At 48.3% G+C, this 17,547-nt stretch carries 14 protein-coding genes and 1 pseudogene; 10 read left to right on the top strand and 5 right to left on the bottom strand.

Annotation, left to right across the window (positions count from 1 at the left end):
* Nucleotides 1-182 precede the first annotated feature (182 nt).
* The 4 genes from ABMB67_RS03995 to ABMB67_RS03980 all read left to right on the top strand — a co-directional run bounded on the left by ABMB67_RS03995 (nt 183) and on the right by ABMB67_RS03980 (nt 6,654).
* On the top strand, nt 183-566 hold the full coding sequence (locus ABMB67_RS03995; RefSeq protein ID WP_251221759.1) for a BlaI/MecI/CopY family transcriptional regulator: 384 nt from the start codon (nt 183-185) through the stop codon (nt 564-566).
* A 1-nt stretch (nt 567) separates the two neighbouring features.
* On the top strand, nt 568-2,373 hold the full coding sequence (locus tag ABMB67_RS03990; protein WP_354571191.1) for a BlaR1 family beta-lactam sensor/signal transducer: 1,806 nt from the start codon (nt 568-570) through the stop codon (nt 2,371-2,373).
* Between the two features lie 246 nt (nt 2,374-2,619).
* The gene (locus ABMB67_RS03985; RefSeq protein WP_354571190.1) at nt 2,620-4,623 is read left to right on the top strand and encodes a penicillin-binding transpeptidase domain-containing protein; all 2,004 of its coding nucleotides are present in this window, start codon (nt 2,620-2,622) and stop codon (nt 4,621-4,623) included.
* A gap of 24 nt (nt 4,624-4,647) precedes the next feature.
* Nucleotides 4,648-6,654, top strand: a complete 2,007-nt coding sequence (locus ABMB67_RS03980; protein ID WP_354571189.1) for a peptidoglycan D,D-transpeptidase FtsI family protein — start codon at nt 4,648-4,650, stop codon at nt 6,652-6,654.
* Nucleotides 6,655-6,868: 214 nt separating this feature from the next.
* On the opposite strand, the gene ABMB67_RS03975 is transcribed toward ABMB67_RS03980, so the two are convergent.
* Nucleotides 6,869-7,690, bottom strand: a complete 822-nt coding sequence (locus ABMB67_RS03975) for a cupin domain-containing protein (protein WP_354571188.1) — start codon at nt 7,688-7,690, stop codon at nt 6,869-6,871.
* A 242-nt stretch (nt 7,691-7,932) separates the two neighbouring features.
* On the opposite strand from ABMB67_RS03975, the pseudogene urtA reads away from it, so the two are divergent.
* Together urtA and ABMB67_RS03965 are read left to right on the top strand one after the other, a co-directional pair.
* Nucleotides 7,933-9,039 (top strand): annotated as a pseudogene (gene urtA, locus ABMB67_RS03970) (urea ABC transporter substrate-binding protein); the annotation flags it as partial.
* A gap of 36 nt (nt 9,040-9,075) precedes the next feature.
* Nucleotides 9,076-10,662: a methyl-accepting chemotaxis protein gene (locus tag ABMB67_RS03965; RefSeq protein WP_354571321.1), complete on the top strand. Its 1,587-nt coding sequence runs from the start codon at nt 9,076-9,078 to the stop codon at nt 10,660-10,662.
* A 165-nt stretch (nt 10,663-10,827) separates the two neighbouring features.
* On the opposite strand, the gene ABMB67_RS03960 is transcribed toward ABMB67_RS03965, so the two are convergent.
* Nucleotides 10,828-11,250, bottom strand: a complete 423-nt coding sequence (locus ABMB67_RS03960) for a GNAT family N-acetyltransferase (RefSeq protein ID WP_354571187.1) — start codon at nt 11,248-11,250, stop codon at nt 10,828-10,830.
* 42 nt (nt 11,251-11,292) lie between these two features.
* Complete coding sequence (locus tag ABMB67_RS03955; RefSeq protein ID WP_251221765.1) at nt 11,293-12,027, bottom strand: alpha/beta hydrolase; 735 nt, start codon at nt 12,025-12,027, stop codon at nt 11,293-11,295.
* Between the two features lie 264 nt (nt 12,028-12,291).
* Here ABMB67_RS03955 and ABMB67_RS03950 point away from each other — a divergent pair, with 264 nt between their 5' ends.
* Nucleotides 12,292-13,572 carry a molybdopterin molybdotransferase MoeA gene (locus ABMB67_RS03950; RefSeq protein ID WP_354571320.1) on the top strand — a complete coding sequence of 427 codons (1,281 nt, stop codon included), beginning with the start codon at nt 12,292-12,294 and terminating at the stop codon, nt 13,570-13,572.
* Nucleotides 13,536-14,057 carry a molybdopterin-guanine dinucleotide biosynthesis protein B gene (gene mobB, locus ABMB67_RS03945; RefSeq protein ID WP_354571186.1) on the top strand — a complete coding sequence of 174 codons (522 nt, stop codon included), beginning with the start codon at nt 13,536-13,538 and terminating at the stop codon, nt 14,055-14,057. Before ABMB67_RS03950 ends, mobB begins: the two co-directional genes overlap by 37 nt.
* 104 nt (nt 14,058-14,161) lie before the next feature.
* Here mobB and ABMB67_RS03940 read toward each other — a convergent pair whose 3' ends face one another.
* Together ABMB67_RS03940 and fdhD are read right to left on the bottom strand one after the other, a co-directional pair.
* Nucleotides 14,162-14,389 carry a hypothetical protein gene (locus ABMB67_RS03940; protein ID WP_354571185.1) on the bottom strand — a complete coding sequence of 76 codons (228 nt, stop codon included), beginning with the start codon at nt 14,387-14,389 and terminating at the stop codon, nt 14,162-14,164.
* 227 nt (nt 14,390-14,616) lie between these two features.
* Entirely contained in the window at nt 14,617-15,405 is a 789-nt protein-coding gene (gene fdhD / locus ABMB67_RS03935; RefSeq protein ID WP_390189873.1) for a formate dehydrogenase accessory sulfurtransferase FdhD, read from the bottom strand.
* 439 nt (nt 15,406-15,844) lie between these two features.
* Between fdhD and ABMB67_RS03930 the strand changes: the two genes are divergently transcribed.
* Together ABMB67_RS03930 and ABMB67_RS03925 are read left to right on the top strand one after the other, a co-directional pair.
* Nucleotides 15,845-17,104, top strand: a complete 1,260-nt coding sequence (locus ABMB67_RS03930) for an L-lactate MFS transporter (protein ID WP_251194338.1) — start codon at nt 15,845-15,847, stop codon at nt 17,102-17,104.
* A 67-nt stretch (nt 17,105-17,171) separates the two neighbouring features.
* Nucleotides 17,172-17,534 (top strand): Na-translocating system protein MpsC family protein, encoded by a 363-nt coding sequence (locus ABMB67_RS03925; RefSeq protein WP_251194337.1) that lies wholly within the window; start codon nt 17,172-17,174, stop codon nt 17,532-17,534.
* The last annotated feature ends 13 nt before the right edge of the window (nt 17,535-17,547 follow it).

The following is a 17,547-nucleotide window of genomic DNA, read 5'->3' as shown; positions in this document are numbered from 1 at the left end:
TTTTAAAAATGAGTGCTTCGGCAGTCTGTTCGGATTGCTGAAAATGTTATTATCTTTATCCTCTCCGGACAAAATTTTTACAATCGGACAAGGGCTTCGCCTGCTTTCTCCTCTGTTGACTTCCTCAGCGGGCGGTCCTATAATTGAACTATTACATTGGTAAGTTTAAGGGTGGGTAAGAGATGAAAAAGTTACCGCAAATTTCCGAAGCAGAACTAGAGGTTATGAAGATCATCTGGCGGCATCCGCACAGCAATACGAAACAGGTCATTGAAAAGCTGTCAAAAACGAGTACATGGAGTCCGAAGACGATTCAGACGATGCTGCTACGCTTAATTAAAAAAGGGGCGCTGCACCATTATAAAGACGGGCGCGTGTTCGTCTATGTGCCGAATGTGGAAGAGAGCGACTACATTGAAGTCGAGAGCCAAAGCTTTTTAAATCGTTTTTATAACGGGACGCTTAATTCAATGGTGTTGAACTTTTTAGAAAAGGATAAGCTGTCCGAAGACGAGATTAATGAACTATATGATATTTTAGAAGAACGTAAGAGAAAGAAGGAATAACATGGAACATTCTTTCTTTACTCTTTTTCTTATTAGCAATCTTCTTATTTCCCTCCTGCTCGCTGTCGTGATCTGCTTAAAAAAAGTGGTAAAACATCATGTCACGGTCAACACGCTGTACCGGATCAGTGTAGTCTCTTTCCTGCTTCTGCTGGCGCCGTTTTTTCCCGTTCATCTTTTGAAAATCAACTCGTTTGCTGATTGGGTTAGCCGTTACCGTGCGTTTAACCCCGGTTCAGCCGGGGGCCAGGCTGCGACCACGCAAACGGGAGGAGAATGGCAGAACGGAAACTGGCTGCAGGATTTCTCGGTTACGGTGGAGCAGTCGTCCTTCAGTCAAGTCGACTTTGTCTTGTTGCTGATCTGGATTGCCGGTATGACGGTGATGCTGCTGCTGACGTTGTACAGTAACAGGCGTATGTTTAGCATTAAAAAAAGCCTGCAAGCCGTCGACGATCCACAGCTGTCCAATCTGTTGGATCATTGTCAGCAAAAGATCGGCTTTCATAAAAAGGTCGTGCTCGGACATTCGGCATTAATTACATCACCAATCACCTTTGGTCTCATCCGTCCTTACATTGTTCTGCCAAGAGATAGTTCTCTCTTAACAAAGGATGAGCTGAGATACATTTTGCTGCATGAGCTGTTTCATAGTAAACGGAAGGATATGCTCATCAATTATTTGATTTGTCTGTTTCGGACGATGTACTGGTTTAATCCGCTCGTCTCGTATTTTTTAAAGGAAATGAAAACAGAGATGGAAATATCCTGTGATTATGCCGTGTTGAAGCAGGGCGACGAGGAAGCGCATCTTCACTATGCCGAGGTGATTCTGAAATTCGCTTCGCTTTCGCAGCGGACGTCCCCGCTCGCTGTCGCTTCTGAAATAAGCAGTTCCTATAAAGAAGTAAAACGAAGAATTGTAACGATTGTCGATTTCAAACAGGAGTCACGGCAGCTTAAACGGAAAAGCTCGCTTGTTTTTACGGCTATAACAGCGCTTGTGTTACTAAGTACGCCGACACTTTCGGTGTTCGCGGTGAACGCCGATCAATATGATTTCTCCGGTGAACAGGCAGTTTATAAAGATTACAGCCGCTTCTTTGCCAATGTGTCAGGCGGCGCCGTGCTATTTGACGCCGCTACAGGCCAATATACCGTTTATAATCGGGACGTCAGCACGACGAGATACGCGCCAGCCTCGACTTATAAAATTTTCAGTGCCTTATTGGCGCTTGAAGCGGGACTGATTACGAGAAACGATTCAGACATGGCGTGGGACGGGACCCCGTATCAATACGACGAGTGGAATCGCGATCACAACCTGTTCACGGCGATGGCCAGCTCAGCTTCATGGTATTTTCAGCGACTTGACGAGCAGCTGGGCCGAGAGAGCCTCCAGCGTTCCTTTGAGCAGCTTCATTATGGCAATGCGGAATTATCGAGCAGCCTTGAAAACTACTGGGCCGATTCCTCGCTTACGATCTCGCCAGTAGAACAGATTGAGATGCTGAGAAAGCTGTATGAGAATCAGCCCGGCTTCGCGCAGGAACATATTGAAACAGTAAAAGACGCCATCCTGCTGGAGCAGTCAGGGGATGCCCGCTTGTACGGAAAAACCGGGACGCTTTCTTTTGACGGAGAGGATATTAGCGGCTGGTTTATCGGATTTGTCGAAACGAACGAAGCCCCGCAATTCTTTGCCGTTCATATTGAAGGAGAGACCGAGGCCGGTGGAAGGTCGGCCACTGAAATCGCGCTCTCTATTTTGGAGCAGGAAGGGATATACAAATCAGTTGAGCAATAGACCGGTAGTGAAAGGGGCTGGGCCTGAAGGTTATTTTTAACCGTTGCCCAGCCCCTAAGCTATCTGCTAAAGCTTGCGCTGCGTGAAGTCTCATTTTCTTTGAATCCGTCTTGACTTTTTAGATTACACATGTAATATTAATAAATATTACATGTGTAATCTTTTTTGTAGTTGAGAAAGCGTAGAAATTAGTGGGGCGGTCCTCTCGTGCCGCTTTCTTACTGAATGGAAGGGCAGGTTCAAAAAATGGATGCGAAAAAAATCATGCTCGGATGTGTATCAATTCTTCTTTGTCTCTCGCTTTTCGCCTGCAGCAAAGAGGAGCAAACACCAGAGGAAGCTTTTAACGAATTCGCCGCGCATTTGCAGCGAGGAAATTATGAAAAGATGTATGAATTATTGACAGACTCTGCGAAAGAAGTGATTTCGGCGAATGCGTTTGTTGAGCGGTACGAAAAGATTTACCAGGGTATTGAGGCAAAAGAGGTAACAATTACAGTTGAGCAAATAGACGAGGAAACGAAACGATCAAAAGAAGAACGCTACCCGCTTGCCTTTACACAGAGGATGCTGACAAGAGCAGGAGAGGTGACAACTGATGCCGTGGCAGAACTGGTTTTTCATGACGAGACAAAAACATGGAAGGTCGACTGGACTCCCGGGCTCATTTTTCCCGAGCTGGAGGAGGGAGATAAAGTACGGGTCGAAACGCTGTCTGCGAAACGGGGAGAACTGTTTGATCGAAACCGTTCCGGCTTAGCTGTTAACGGTGTGATGTATGAAATCGGGATTGTACCGGAACGGATCGAGTCAGTGGAGGAAACAGTCGAGCGACTGGCAAATATTCTCGGTCTCTCGCAGCAGCAGGTGAAAGAGGCGCTGCAGCAGGATTGGATTAAGCCGGACATGTTTGTACCCATTCTCTCCATTCCGGTGGAGCAGCAGGAAACAGTGACGCAGATTCAGGACATTGCCGGAGCGACTTACCGAGAGGTCGGCGCCAGAGTTTACCCGTTTAAACAGGCGACAGCTCATCTAACCGGCTACATAGGTTCGATTTCAGCTGAAGAACTAGAACAATTGGAGAGTAAGGGCTATCAAGCTCACGATCAAATTGGCAAAGCAGGGCTTGAAAAAATATTGGAGCACCGGCTGCGCGGCGAGGATGGCAGCGTCATTTACATTGTTGATCAACAGGGGAATCCAAAAGCCGAGATTGCCAGAAAGGAAGCGGTCGATGGCGAGAGTATCCAATTAACAATTGACGCCAGTCAGCAACAAAGGATTTACGAGCAATTTTCCAATGAACCGGGAACCGCTGTTTCCTTGAATCCGAAAACAGGAGAAGTATTATCACTTGTCAGCTCTCCTGCCTATGATCCGAACGAATTCATCCGCGGTTTAACGGCAGAAGCATGGCAACAGCTCAATGAAGCTGAAGCTAAACCTTTGCTGAACCGCTTTACCCAAAGATATGCGCCGGGATCAATCATGAAGCCGGTGACAGCGGCGATAGGGCTTGCTCATAACTGGGATGGTAATGAGAAGAAACAGATTAGCGGGAAGCAGTGGCAGAAGGATTCCTCATGGGGAAATTACGCAGTTACGCGCGTCAAAGAAGTCAATCATGTTGATTTAACCGATGCCCTCGTCCACTCTGACAATATTTACTTTGCCCAGATGGCACTGGAGCTCGGAGCTGAAGCATTTCTCAGCGGGCTGGACTCCTTTGGATTTAATGAAGAAATTCCTTTTCCGTACGGGATGGCGATGTCGACCGTGGCGAACAACGGAATCAACTCGGACATTCAATTGGCGGACACCGCTTATGGCCAGGGAGAACTGCTCGTCACTCCTTTGCATCTTGCGCTAATGTATGCTCCGTTTGTAACAGGAGAGATGCCTAAACCGCTCCTTTTCAAGGATGAACGGCCTTCCGTTTGGAAGGATGACGTCATAGAAACAGAGGATGCCGGCAAAATTGTCGCAGACTTGACGGCGGTTGTCGCGGAAGGAACAGGAGCTGCTTCCAGGATGACGGCTATTACGCTTGCCGGAAAAACCGGAACGACGGAATATAAATTATCTCAGGATGAAGCGGGAAAGGAAAATGGCGGATTTATCGCCTTTCATGCGGACAATCCGGAATTGCTCGTGCTAATGATGATTGAAAATGTCGAAAATCGCGGAGGCAGCTCCTATGTCGTGCCGAAGGTGAGAGCGATTTTTGAACAGCAGTTCCAACAATAGCGGTGTGAGGAAGAGGAGACGAAAATGGAAAAAAGAAAAGTGCATTATCAGCAGCGGCTGCAAATTTTGTTTGTAACGGTCTTTCTCTTATTCACGTTGTTGATTGTACGGCTTGGCTACGTTCAGATTTTGCATGGGGAACAATTTGAAGCGCAACTAGCTTCGGCCCAGGAGCGGCCGATTCAAACGGATGCGCCAAGAGGATTGATGCTCGACAGATACGGCAATGTTGTCGTCGATAATGAAGTGGAATTCTCATTAACGTATATGATGCCTTCAACCAATACGAGTTCGGCTGTGCTACTGGACGTCGCGCAAAAGCTGGAATCCTTTCTTGAGATCGACACCTCCAACGTAACTGAACGGGATAAGAAGGACTATCTTTTGCTTACGATGGATGAAAAAGAGCGACGCCAGCTGCTTGACTCTGACAAACGAAATAATGAGCTGAGCAATGCGGATGTCTATCAATTAGAGCTGGACGCCATCACAGAGGAGCAGCTGGAAGCGCTAAGTGAAAAGGATATGGCGGTCATCGCCGTTTATCGTGAAATGAGTCAAGGAACGGCTACCGCACCGCAGCGGATTAAGCGCAATGTGACGGAGGAAGAAGCGCATTTGATTATCGAGCATTTAGCTGAACTGCCAGGGGTTGATATTCAGCTTGATTCACGGCGGTCCTATCCGTATGGCAGCTCGCTGCGTAGTATTTTCGGCAGTGTCAATTTCATACCGGGCGAGAAGGTTGACGGCTATATCGCGCGAGGCTATCAGCGGAATGAGATCGTAGGAGTCAGCTATCTCGAAGCGCAGTATGAGGATATGCTGAAGGGAATAAAAGCGGTTCGTACGCAAAGTGAAGCCGGCAAGCGTCAACAGCACTCCGGCCAGAGAGGCAATGATTTGATTCTGTCCATCGATATGGAGCTTCAGCAAAAGCTTGAGAAGATGATAGAAGATGAAATGAACAATGCGGGCCGTCATTCATTTATCGAGGACCGCTCCGCCTATGCGGTGATCCTCAATCCGAAGTCCGGCGATGTGCTGGCGCTGGCCGGCTTTCTCGATTCAGGAGACGGGACAAACAGCGCCGATCATTTAGGGGTGGTCAACAAAGGATTTGAAATGGGATCCTCGATTAAAGCGGCCTCGGTTTTAACCGGCTTTCATGAAGGGGTTGCCCAGCCTGGGACACAGTTTAACGACCGGACGATTTATTTGCCGTCGACCCCGCCGAAAAGTACGTGGAATAAAACCGGATTCGGCTGGATTGATGATCTTTATGCGCTTGAGCAATCCTCAAACGTGTATATGTTTGAAATCGGGATGAGACTTGCTAATTGCTATTACAGTGCGCCTCATACGCCATGCGGCTGGACGAGCGAGACGATCGCGGAAGCCTATCAAACCGTGCGCAATAGCTTTTCACAATTCGGACTTGGCACCGATACGGGAATCGACCTGCCAACCTATTTTAACGGTATGGAGGGGGAGAATACGAATGGTGGGAAGCTGCTTGATTTAATGATTGGGCAGTATGATACGTATACGACGCTTCAGCTCGCCCAGTATATCGCGACGATTGCCAATGACGGCTACCGGATGAAGCTTACTCTCGTGAAGGAAGTCCGCGAGCCGACAACGAACCCTGAGGAGCCGGGCGCTGTCATCCAGCAATTTGAACCGGCTGTCTTAAATCGAATTGAAATGAGCGACGAGCATCTCGAGCGAGTGAAGGCAGGCCTGCGCCGGGTCGTCACGCACGGAAATGCCGCCGCGAGATTTGCAGAGATACCGCAGTATGAAGTGGCCGGGAAGACAGGCACTGCCCAAGTGAAGATCGCCGTTGGCGAAGAACGAAAGACGGTCATCGATGGTGAGACGCAAACGTTTGTAGGGTTTGCGCCATACAGCGATCCTGAAATTGCCTTTGCCGTTGTCGTTCCGCACGCCAAGCTTGACCGCCACGGCGCCAGACAGGGTATGGCGCAGCATATTGCCAGAGAAATCGTCAAAGCTTATTTTGACTGAGAAAGGAGACGAATGCTGAATGTTTAGTATGACCGTGGCCCTCTCAGAACTGCTGTTGATCAGTCTGCTGACAATCGTCGTAAAAATGGTTTTCAGACTTCTGTCAAAGCCGTCCTGTAAATAAAAATCGAGAGGCTGGAACAAAAGGTTTTTTTCCCTTTTGCTCCAGCCTCTAAGCTAGTTTTGTCTCAAGCTCTTCTTCCGTTCCTTTGCTTTAGTAAGGATGATGGTCCTCAGCAGCGATCGCGATCGCCTTCGTTTCATGGATTGTTCCGTGAGGGTGCTGAGGTGGCGCGTAAATGGAATACAGTTTTAGTGGTTTGTCGCCTGTGTTCGTTAAATTATGCCATATTCCAGCGGGGATTACGGTCGCATAATCTTCGTAAATCGTTTGCTGAAAGGGTAGATGATCCTTGCGCTCCCCCATTTGAATAAGCCCCTGTCCTTCTTCCAACCGGATAAATTGATCATGTGTCGGATGAATTTCTAAACCGATGTCCTCACCTGCTTCAATACTCATCAACGTAATTTGCAAATGTTTCCCCGTCCACAACGCCGTACGGAACGTCTGATTTTGTTTAGTCGCTTCTTCAATTTGAACCGCAAATGGATCCGGTCCAAAGTCGGTGATTCGCTTGAAAGCATCCTCATATAAAAAGCGAATTCGTGCCAAATTTTCTTGTTCATTCGACAAGCCATTGTAGGAAGAATGCCGAAGTGAAGAATGAGTATTATGCTCGTAGGTCGGCACCATAGTTTGATAAGCCTTTTGCAAACCTTCTCGATAACTTTGAAAAGGAATGATCGGCACATCATAGATAGGCTGGCATCCGCTCATGTTGACATACAGGGTCAGCATGTGACGCAGCTGAGCATGATCATCTTCTACCAAACGTAGAATTTCATTTTGATGCTCCTTATTAGGAGCGGAAGCAGCTAATCGCCTGTATAAATCAATGGTTGAAGCCTTTTTGCTTAAGGCGGAAAGCAAAGATAAATGGGATTGATTTTCAGCGCTAACGTCCGAGTAGGTCATCTTACATGTTCATCCTTTCTGAAAGTTGCTCCCCCTATCATATGCCTATACAGGAGAAATGCTGCTATTATCCAAGTGATTTTAAAAAAGACTGTTTTCTTGGCTGCTTACTGCCATATCACGAGATCCCCTCTGTGAAGCGTGAGGTTTCTCATTTCGGTTGTCAACGTATCTAACATGAAACCCATAAAAAGCACTAGGTTATGTTACCTTTATTACAAAAGGAGGGGGTCTTTATGGCTGGTGATACGATAAAAATAGGAATCTTACACTCGCTTAGCGGGACGATGGCAGGTAGTGAGACACCAGTGAAGGATGCTGAAATGCTTGCGATTGAAGAAATTAATGCCGCCGGTGGCTTGCTGAATAAGCGGCTGGAAGTAGTGATAGAAGACGGCGCTTCTGATGCGCCGACCTTTGCCGCAAAAGCACGAAAGCTGTTGGAGCGGGACCAGGTTTCCGTCGTTTTTGGTGGATGGACATCGATCAGCCGCAAAATGATGCTTCCCGTTTTTGAAGAATTGAATGGTCTGCTGTTTTACCCAATTCAATATGAAGGGATGGAAATGTCACCGAACATTTTTTACATCGGAGCGACAACCAATCAACAGATCATTCCTTCGGTTACGTGGTTATTAGAAAACAAAGGAAGGCGTTTTTTTATTGTCGGCTCCGACTACATCTTTCCCCAAACCGCAAGCACGATTATCAAGAAACAGCTTGCGGCCTTTGACGGTGAGCTTGTGCAGGAAGAATATACGCCGCTCGGTCATACGGAATTTCAGCAAATTGTTAAGGACATCAAAGCGAAGCGTCCTGATGTGATTTACAATATGCTGAACGGCGACAGCAATCTTGCTTTTTTTAAACAGCTGAAAGAAGCCGGCATTACTCCGGATGATATTCCTGTTTTATCCGTCAGCGTCGCGGAGGAAGAAATTCGCAGCATCGGACCGCCGTTAGTAGCCGGCCACTTAACGGCGTGGAATTATTTTCAGACGGTGAATACAGCGGAAAACAGAGCATTTGTCAAAAAATATAAAGCCGCGTACGGAAAAGACCGCGTCACTTCCGATCCAATCGAGGCCGGCTATGTCGCCGTTCACTTATGGGCGAAAATGGTAGAGAAAGCTGGAACGACGGAAACAAACGCTTTGCGCAGCATCGCCGGTGAAATCGATTTGGCAGCTCCGGAAGGGACGGTGTCTGTTGACCGAAACACACAGCACATTTATAAAAAAGCACGTGTTGGCGAGATTAATCGTGACGGAATGATCCGCGAGCTGTGGCGGACAGAAGAAGCGATTGCGCCTGACCCCTATTTAAAAAGCTATGCCTGGGCAAACAGTGATCAGGAGGCCGCCACCCGGGAGAAGAAAAGAAAAATGAGCTCAGCATGGCTGACTCTAAGCTTCGCGCTGATTGCCGCGCTGCTCCTTTCTTCGCTCGCTTCGATTGTGGGAATGAATCGGATGAACAGCGCGCATGAAACATCCTATTCGGCGCTGACAGCAGGCTATCAGCTGCAGCAAAGTGCAACGAGGCTTGAAGCGCTTTCGCTTGGTTTGCCGGCAGGAGGGGGAACGGTGATGAACGAGGTGGAAGAATTGCTTGAGCAAATCGCTTTAGTGGAGAAAGCGGCGAGTGAACAGCCAGCATTGCTTCAGGCGATAAAGGACGAGGCAGAAAGCGTTGCGGCTTTACTCGGGCAGGCTACTGTCAACAGTGAGTCGATCAGGCCTGCTGCGGCAGAATTATCCTCAGCGATTGATACGTTGATCCTTGAGCTTCAAGGGCAGCCGGACAGTGGCAAGACGATTCAGTCTGTAACAACTATTTTTCTTTTGCTGCTGTTCCTCCTTACAGCGCTCATCGCCGGCTATCTCGCTGTTACTCACGATAAACGAATGAGCCGTTCCCTTGAAAAGCTGCTCCGCTATATGAACAATGTCTCCAACGGCAATTTAGATGCCAACCCATTATCGGTTTCAGACGCGGCAGAAGTCGGGGAACTGGCAAGTGCAGTGAACAGGATGACCGCTCATCTAAAAGAGATGATCAAACAAATTGCCGAAGCGTCGGAGAAGCTGACAGCCGAATCGCATCGTTTATCAAAGGAAGCCACTTCAACAATGGAGGCAGCACTCGACATTGACATGATCATCAGCAGCACAGCGGAGCAGGCGAAGGAGCAGCAAACTGGCGCGAAGGAAACGGCGATTACGATCAAGGAAATAGCTTCAGGCATTCACCGGAACGCCAATCTGCTCAGTGAGGTGAATCATAGCTCGAATGCAAGTGCCAGTTTGGCAGATTCAGGACATAAAATCATTTCTCGCGCAACCGAGCAGGTCAATGAGGTCAACCGCGCGACAGATGACTTAAATGAGCTTGTGACGACGATGCGAAACAGAGCCGGAGAAATTAGTGAAATTGTCGCTGGAATTAATCAAATTTCGGAGCAGACGAATATTTTAGCGTTAAATGCCGGGATCGAAGCGAGTCGCGCCGGTGAAAAAGGACGGGGGTTTTCCGTCATTGCCAAAGAAATTCGCAACTTGGCCGAAACGTCGAAAACTTCCGCGGAACGGATTGATGATTTAATTATGTTACTACGAACGAATACGGAAAAAGTGGCGGAAGTTCTTAATAAAGGAGTAGAGGAAACGGTCGCTTCGGTAAACGAGGCAGGGGAGATGTTTGATTCGATTTCCTCCTCGATTCGCTCAGTCTCGCAGCAAATCGAAGACGCCTCTGCTACCTTTGAAGAAATGTCGGCAGGAACCGACCAGGTGTTGCTTGTGACTGAGCATCAAGTTACCCATGCTGAACAGGCATCCGCTTCCTTTGTCCAGGTTGCTGAAAATGCCGGGCGGCAACGCGTGACGATCAAAGAAATCGCGACAAGCGCGAACACCTTGTACCGGATCGCCGAGAAGCTGCAACAAACGGTGACGTCTTTCCGCACATAACGCAGGTGAAGCTCGGCAAGTTCGCCCGCGCCGAGCGATCCTTTGGAAGCCGGCTTCGCGCTTGAAACTTAAATACTGACGAAAGGCTTCACTCACAACGGGCATGTAGTGAGTGAAGCCTTTGTCTCAGCGCCTCTTCAACGGAAGGCTGCTATTTCTTTTTCTTTAAAACACCTTCACCATCGTAACATGCGGGATGCCGGCATCAAGAAATTCACCCGAGACCGTTTCATAGCCGAGCTTTTCGTAAAAACGCTCTGCCTGGCGCTGGGCGTTGAGCTTCATTTTCTCGGCTCCTTCACCCCGTGCGGTTGCTTCGATCTTTTCCATCAGGAGGCGGCCGACTCCTTTGCCCCGTACTGATTCGGCGATACAAATTCGTTCCACTTTGCCATACCCGTCCACGAAGCGTAAACGGCCTGCGCCGACGGGCTGCTCGTCGTCATAGACGACGAAATGGGTTGCTTCCTCTTCGTATTGATCAATTTCTTCTTCCATTGGCACCTTTTGTTCTTTGACGAAAACTTCGGTACGAATATGGAATGCATCGTCTAATTGCTGCTTTGTTTCGACTTTAATCACTTGCATTGTTCCAATTCCTTTCTGAGATGAGATGGTTCCAAAACTTTGTTAGTAGGGTAAAAGAGTCATAAGTCCCCGTGGCAAATCTTTTTGCCAATATTTCCACGTATGATCCCCATCAAACTCTTCGTAAAAATAAGAAAATCGTTTTTCCTGCAATGCCTGGTGAAGCCGGCGGTTCGGTTCTAAAAAGTCAAGCGTTTGTCCGTCGGTCGTTTTTACGGCTGTTTCTTCCAGACCGATCACGTGATAAATCGCCAGTTCTGTCGGTTTGTTATAGTTCTCAACCGCCGCAAGCACGCGTTCATCGACATAAGGCGAGTGCATCATCACCTGCCCGAACAGGCTCGGGTACAGTAAGGCGGTCATTAACGAGACGGTTGCCGCAAGAGAATCCCCGGCAAGGGTCCGTGCTGAGGCAAGCTGATGGGTTGGATAGTGCTGATCGAGAAACGGCAATAGCTCATGAGCGAGAAAACGGATATACGCATCTGTTTTCTCTCCTTGTGGATGGTAGCGCCTGCGCCGTTCATCGACAGAAGGATATGGAATCCCGACGACAATCGTTTCGCGGATGTCTGCTTCTTCAATTAAGGACTCAACCTGGCGGGGGATTCGCCCCAATTGGAAATAGTCGTTGCCATCCTGACAGATCAGGACGTCATATGTATTCAAAGGTGTAAACTCGGGAGGGGTGTACACAAGCAGAGGGATGTCTTCCTGCAATTCCCGGCTTTTGATCACATGGTCATGAACGGTTCCCTTCAGGTTACGTCTTGTCATAGCGGTCAAATCCTTTCTATGATAGTGGCTCTGCCAGTTACACAGCCCTGTGAAATAGAGCCGCTTCAGATTGTCTCCAATGAAAAACTTCGACACTTTCTGACAATCGCGAACCGGGTAACAGATCCAATTTCCATTCTACCTAATTCCAGTAAAGATTGCTACAATTGAGAGACTGCCGAGAGATTGTCCTTGCATTGTCTTGTTCATCTATGAAATTATAGAGCTAGCAATTTTCAATACATAAAGGACGGAGTGAGCATGATGGTTGAAAAGAGAACACCGGTCCCGGTAGGGGAGGCTGTGCATCGCCTGAGCACGCAGAATGTGTCTGGAAAAACAGAGTTAATTCCGCTTGAACAGTCCTTCGGCAGAATTCTGGCTGAAGATATTTACGCTTCTCACGATGTGCCTGCCTTTGATCGCTCACCTTATGACGGCTTTGCCGTGCGGGCCGCGGACACGCAAAATGCGAGCCAGGACGAGCCGGTTCGTTTCAAAGTGGTTGGTGAAATTGGCGCCGGTTCGCTTTTTACAGGAGAAGTGAAACCGCTTCAAGCCGTGCGAATTATGACCGGAGCACCGATTCCCGCCGGCTGCGACGCCGTCGTGATGCTCGAGCTGACGAAGGAAATAAGCCGGGACGAAATCGAGATTAAGCGCGCATTCCCGCAAGGCGCCAATATTTCCCGGCAGGGGGAAGACACGAAGAAAGGGACGGTGCTCGTCAGACGAGGGATGACGATCAATCCGGGCGCTGTCGCTTTGCTTGCGACTTTTGGCTACAGGCATGTTAAGGTTGCCGTGAAACCGCTCATCGGCATTTTGGCGACAGGAAGTGAACTGGTCGATGTCGACGAGCCTCTTGCTCCGGGAAAAATCCGTAACTCCAATGCCTATATGCTGATCGCCCAAATCGAACGGGCCGGTGGAAAGGCGGTGTATTTCGGCAAGCTTGATGATGAGTTTGAAGCCTGTTTGAAAGCGGTAAAGCAGGCGCTGACTGAGGTTGATTTCCTCGTCATCTCCGGTGGTGTGTCGGTCGGCGATTACGATTATGTGCCGGCGATTTTGCAGGAAGTTAAAGCATCCGTGCTATTTAACAAGGTCGGGATGAGACCGGGAAGTGTGACAACGGCGGCGACGGTTGGAGAAAAGCTGATTTTCGGACTGTCGGGCAATCCGTCTGCCTGCTATGTCGGCTTTGAGCTCTTTGTCCGGCCGATGATCCGCAAAGCATTATTAGCTGACAAGCTTCATTTACGCAAAGTTCAGGCGGTGCTCGGTACTGATTTTCCAAAGCCGAACCCGTTTATGCGCTTTGTCCGCGCCCGGCTGTCCCATCAGGCGGAAAAACTGTTCGCGGCTCCTTCCGGCAAAGACAAATCAGGGATTGTCAGTTCGTTGGGGGAAACCGATTGCTTCATTGTGCTTCCGAGCGGGACACGCGGATACGAAAAAGGGATGGTTGTCGATGTGCTGTTACTCGAAGACGACGAGGGGAGTGAATGGCCGTGGAACGACATCGTCCGATCTTACAAGTAGTCGGCTTTCAAAATAGCGGCAAGACGACTCTCGCGGAAAAGCTAATCAAAACAGGAATTGAACTTGGGTTGGACGTAGCAACGATTAAGCATCACGGCCACAATACGCCGCAAAAACCAGAAGCCGGCCTGAAGGATAGTGAGCGGCACAGGCAGGCGGGTGCAGCGATTACGGCAGTGGAAGGCGGCGGCTCCCTGCAACTTCATATCCAGAAACAAAGCTGGTCTCTGGACGGGATTCTCGCTCTTTACGAGCAGTTTTCCCCCGATTTGATTGTCGTGGAAGGCTACAAAAAAGCCCCTTATCCAAAACTTGTTCTGCTTCGGGGCGAAGAGGATCTGGAGCTAGTACAGGAGCTGACGAATGTCCAGGCGGTCATTACGTGGCAACGATTGCAGCTTGGGCCAAAGCCATATCCTGTTTTTTCGCTGGAAGAGGCGGATCGACAGCTCGCTTCATTCATTCATTTCGTTCTGCCAACATAAAAGAGCCCGTGTCAAAAGGTTGATTTTCACCTAATGACACGGGCTTTGTGCAGAGGCGCTGCTGGATATGTCATCTTACCTTAAATCCAGCTTCTGTTCAGGCCTTAAGAAACAAGCTTCTCCAGCTTTTCATTCCGCTCCTGCTGCTCCTCAGCCGAAGCGAGGTCGTATTTTTTTAAGAGATGAAACAGTTCATTCAACTCAGGCTGGGTTGGTTCTGCGGCGAGAAAGGCGGCGCTTTGCTGATAAAGCTCGTTTGGCAAAAACGGCTTTTGCGCTTCCAGTTTTTTTCGCACATCTTCTGGCGGGTGATCCAGTTTACATGAACTCATTTGTCGGTTCCTCCTTTAGTTTAAGTGGATTTCATAAAAAGAATATAACGGCTCGCAGGACGCTTACCGAGCTTAGACAAAACTCGGTAGCATACAGTAGCAATGGCTTCGCTCGCCACAAGTCCGTTATGAGAAACCCACTCATAACGGACTTTAAAAGATCGTGGCGGCTCCGCTCATTGCTTAGAGGATGGGCAAAATGGTAAAAACAACCTTTTTGCCCATCCTCATAAAATAATCCGTTCGGGCTTTGAATAAATGTTAAAGGACGTGCCGCGGATAAAGCCGACAGCCGTAATGTTTAAGTCTTCAGCGAGGCGGATTGCCAGGTCGGTCGGCGCTGATTTGGACAGAACGATGCCGACGCCGATTTTGGCGGCTTTTGTCAAAATTTCAGAGGAAATTCGACCGCTGAAAACGAGAATTTTGTCCTTGACGGGGATGCCGTTCAGGAGGGAATACCCGTACAGCTTGTCGAGCGCATTGTGGCGGCCGATGTCGGAGCGGCTGACGAGCAGCTCTTCCGTTGAGCAGAGCGCCGCATTATGAACGCCGCCGGTGTTCTGAAAGACAAGGCTGTCGGCTTGCATGCGTTTCATTAAGCTGAGACACTGTGCGGCGGTGACGGTCGTCGTGACCATCGATGTTTTCGCGGTACGGACATCATTTTGGAAATAAAACTGACGGCTTTTGCCGCAGCAGGAGCCGATAAAGCGCTTTGAAAAGGACTGCTGGTTGATGAAGTCGTCCTTATAAAGCTCGACATACGCAAAGCCTTGATCGCGGTCAATCGTCATATCCTTGATCTCTTTTCTGAAACGTATCACTCCTTCAGAGGCCAGAAAGCCGAGCACCAATTCATCAAGATTCTCCGGGCTGCAGACCATTGTCGCAAATTCCACCTGGTTAATAAAAATCGTTAACGGAAATTCGACCGCGATTTCATCGACACAGGACGTAAATGTATTGTCCTTATACTTCACAATCTCTTCCTTCAAGCTTAATGACTCTGTCAACATGTTCCCTCCTCCTTTTCTCCCATCTGTTGCGTTTATGACTATCATATAACCATACTCTTTGGCAACTGACAAGTGGAAAGAAACTGTTATTTGAGAATAAAAAAAGTTGAACTGACAAATACCGCTTGCAAGAAGCGTCCTTTGTTGTAAGCGATTAAATTGGCTCAGGTTAGCAATTTTTTGAAATTTGTATGAGAAAAGATATTGAAAAGAAGCAAGAAACACGTTATGATTGAATAGAATTCAATAAATTGTAACATTTAATGATCGAGGCAGCGACCCTGTCGTCGGTGTTAAGTGTTGGAATGAAAGCGATTACTATTGGTGCGAAAGTAGCGAATCCTGCTTGAGACTAATCGTCGTGCTTCTTAAAGGAATCTGTCTGTTCCTTTGAGCGAGTCACGGCGATTTTTATTTTGATCAGAAAAAAGGAGAGATGAAGATGGGGGAAGGGAAAAAAGTAAAAAATCGTTGGTTAATCGCGCTCGCTGCTGTGGGGATTCATATTTCAATCGGGTCGGTTTATGCGTGGAGCGTGTTCACGAATCCGATTATCGAGCAGCACGGCTGGGATTTAAGCGCCGTTTCGTTGACATTCAGTATTGCCATTGCTTTTCTCGGCTTGTCAGCAGCTTTTATGGGTCATTTTGTTGAGAAGTACGGGCCGCGCGTTTCCGGCTTAGTGGCGGCGACTTTTTTTGGAATTGGACTTGTCGGGGCCGGTTTTGCCATTTCGATCGATTCCCTGATTCTGCTATACATAACGTATGGAGCACTCGGCGGGATCGGCCTGGGGGTCGGCTATATTACACCTGTTTCGACGCTGGTCAAATGGTTCCCGGACCGACGCGGGCTTGCGACGGGGCTTGCCATTATGGGCTTCGGCTTTGCAGCGATGATTGCCAGTCCGATCATGGCCAGTCTGATTCAGTCAGTCGGAATCGCCAACACGTTTTTCACATTAGGCATTGCCTATTTCGTCATTATGTTTGCCTCGGCATTATACATTGAGCGCCCGCCAGCAGGGTATATGGAAGAGGTGGAAACGGGTGAGAAGCGTGTCAGCACAGATCTTTCCCAGCTGACTGCCAACGAAGCGGTGAAAACGAGACGGTTTTGGTATTTATGGCTGATGCTCTTTATCAATGTTACCTGTGGGATTGCGATTTTGTCCGTTGCCTCGCCGATGGCGCAGGAAATTGCCGGCCTGTCCGCCGCAGCCGCTGCGACGATGGTTGGGATTATGGGCGTCTTCAATGGTTTCGGCCGTATCGGCTGGGCCTCAATTTCCGACTATCTTGGACGCGCCAATGTGTATACGCTGTTCTTTTTGATCCAGATCGTTTCCTTTTTTGCCTTGCCGAGCATTACCCATGCCGTATTGTTCCAAGTCGTATTGTTTTTAATCCTGACTTGCTATGGTGGAGGATTCGCCTCAATTCCGGCCTACATCGGTGATCTGTTTGGCACGAAGCAGCTTGGAGCGATACATGGCTATATTCTCACCGCCTGGGCGGGAGCTGGTCTGGTCGGCCCGATCCTTGCTTCATGGATTCGGGAAACGACAAACAGCTATGCCGGCACATTGTATATTTTCGGCTTTATGTTTATTGTGGCATTGGTTGTCTCCCTTGTCATTCGCATTGATATTAAGCAGCTTAAGAAAAAGAATGCTGTGACGAATTTAGCAAGCTAGTTTATTGACATTTTCATGGCGGCATTCTACTCTTTTAAGAGAGAACATGTAAACGAGGGCCACAGACATGAATAAATACGAAGCGGAATTCAGTAATTTAGTCCGTTCCTTTCGCAAAAAGCATATGGGAAAGGGACCGAGTCAAATTAATACGACATTTTGTAAGAATTGGGCGATTTGCGAAATGCAGGGGAACCTTTCTCCGGTAGAGAAATTCATTGCGACCGCCGACGAAGGCAAGCAAATGCTGCGTGCGGCGCGTACGGAAATGGTGAAAGAGATGTATCGCAAAAACCGTCCTGTTGAAATGGAGGAGTTTTTGCAGGCGAAGTTTGTTGATTTATTTGTCGATATTGATATTGAACGCGATTTTGGCATGTCGATCTTCGTATTTGATGATAATATAGAAGAGAAGTTTTCAAAAAAATAATTGGTTTGGCACT

Source organism: Halalkalibacter oceani (assembly GCF_040544555.1).
Lineage (GTDB): Bacteria > Bacillota > Bacilli > Bacillales > Bacillaceae_D > Halalkalibacter > Halalkalibacter oceani.
The sequence above is the reverse complement of the archived record's forward strand: the minus strand, read 5'-3'. Positions and strand labels throughout refer to the sequence as shown.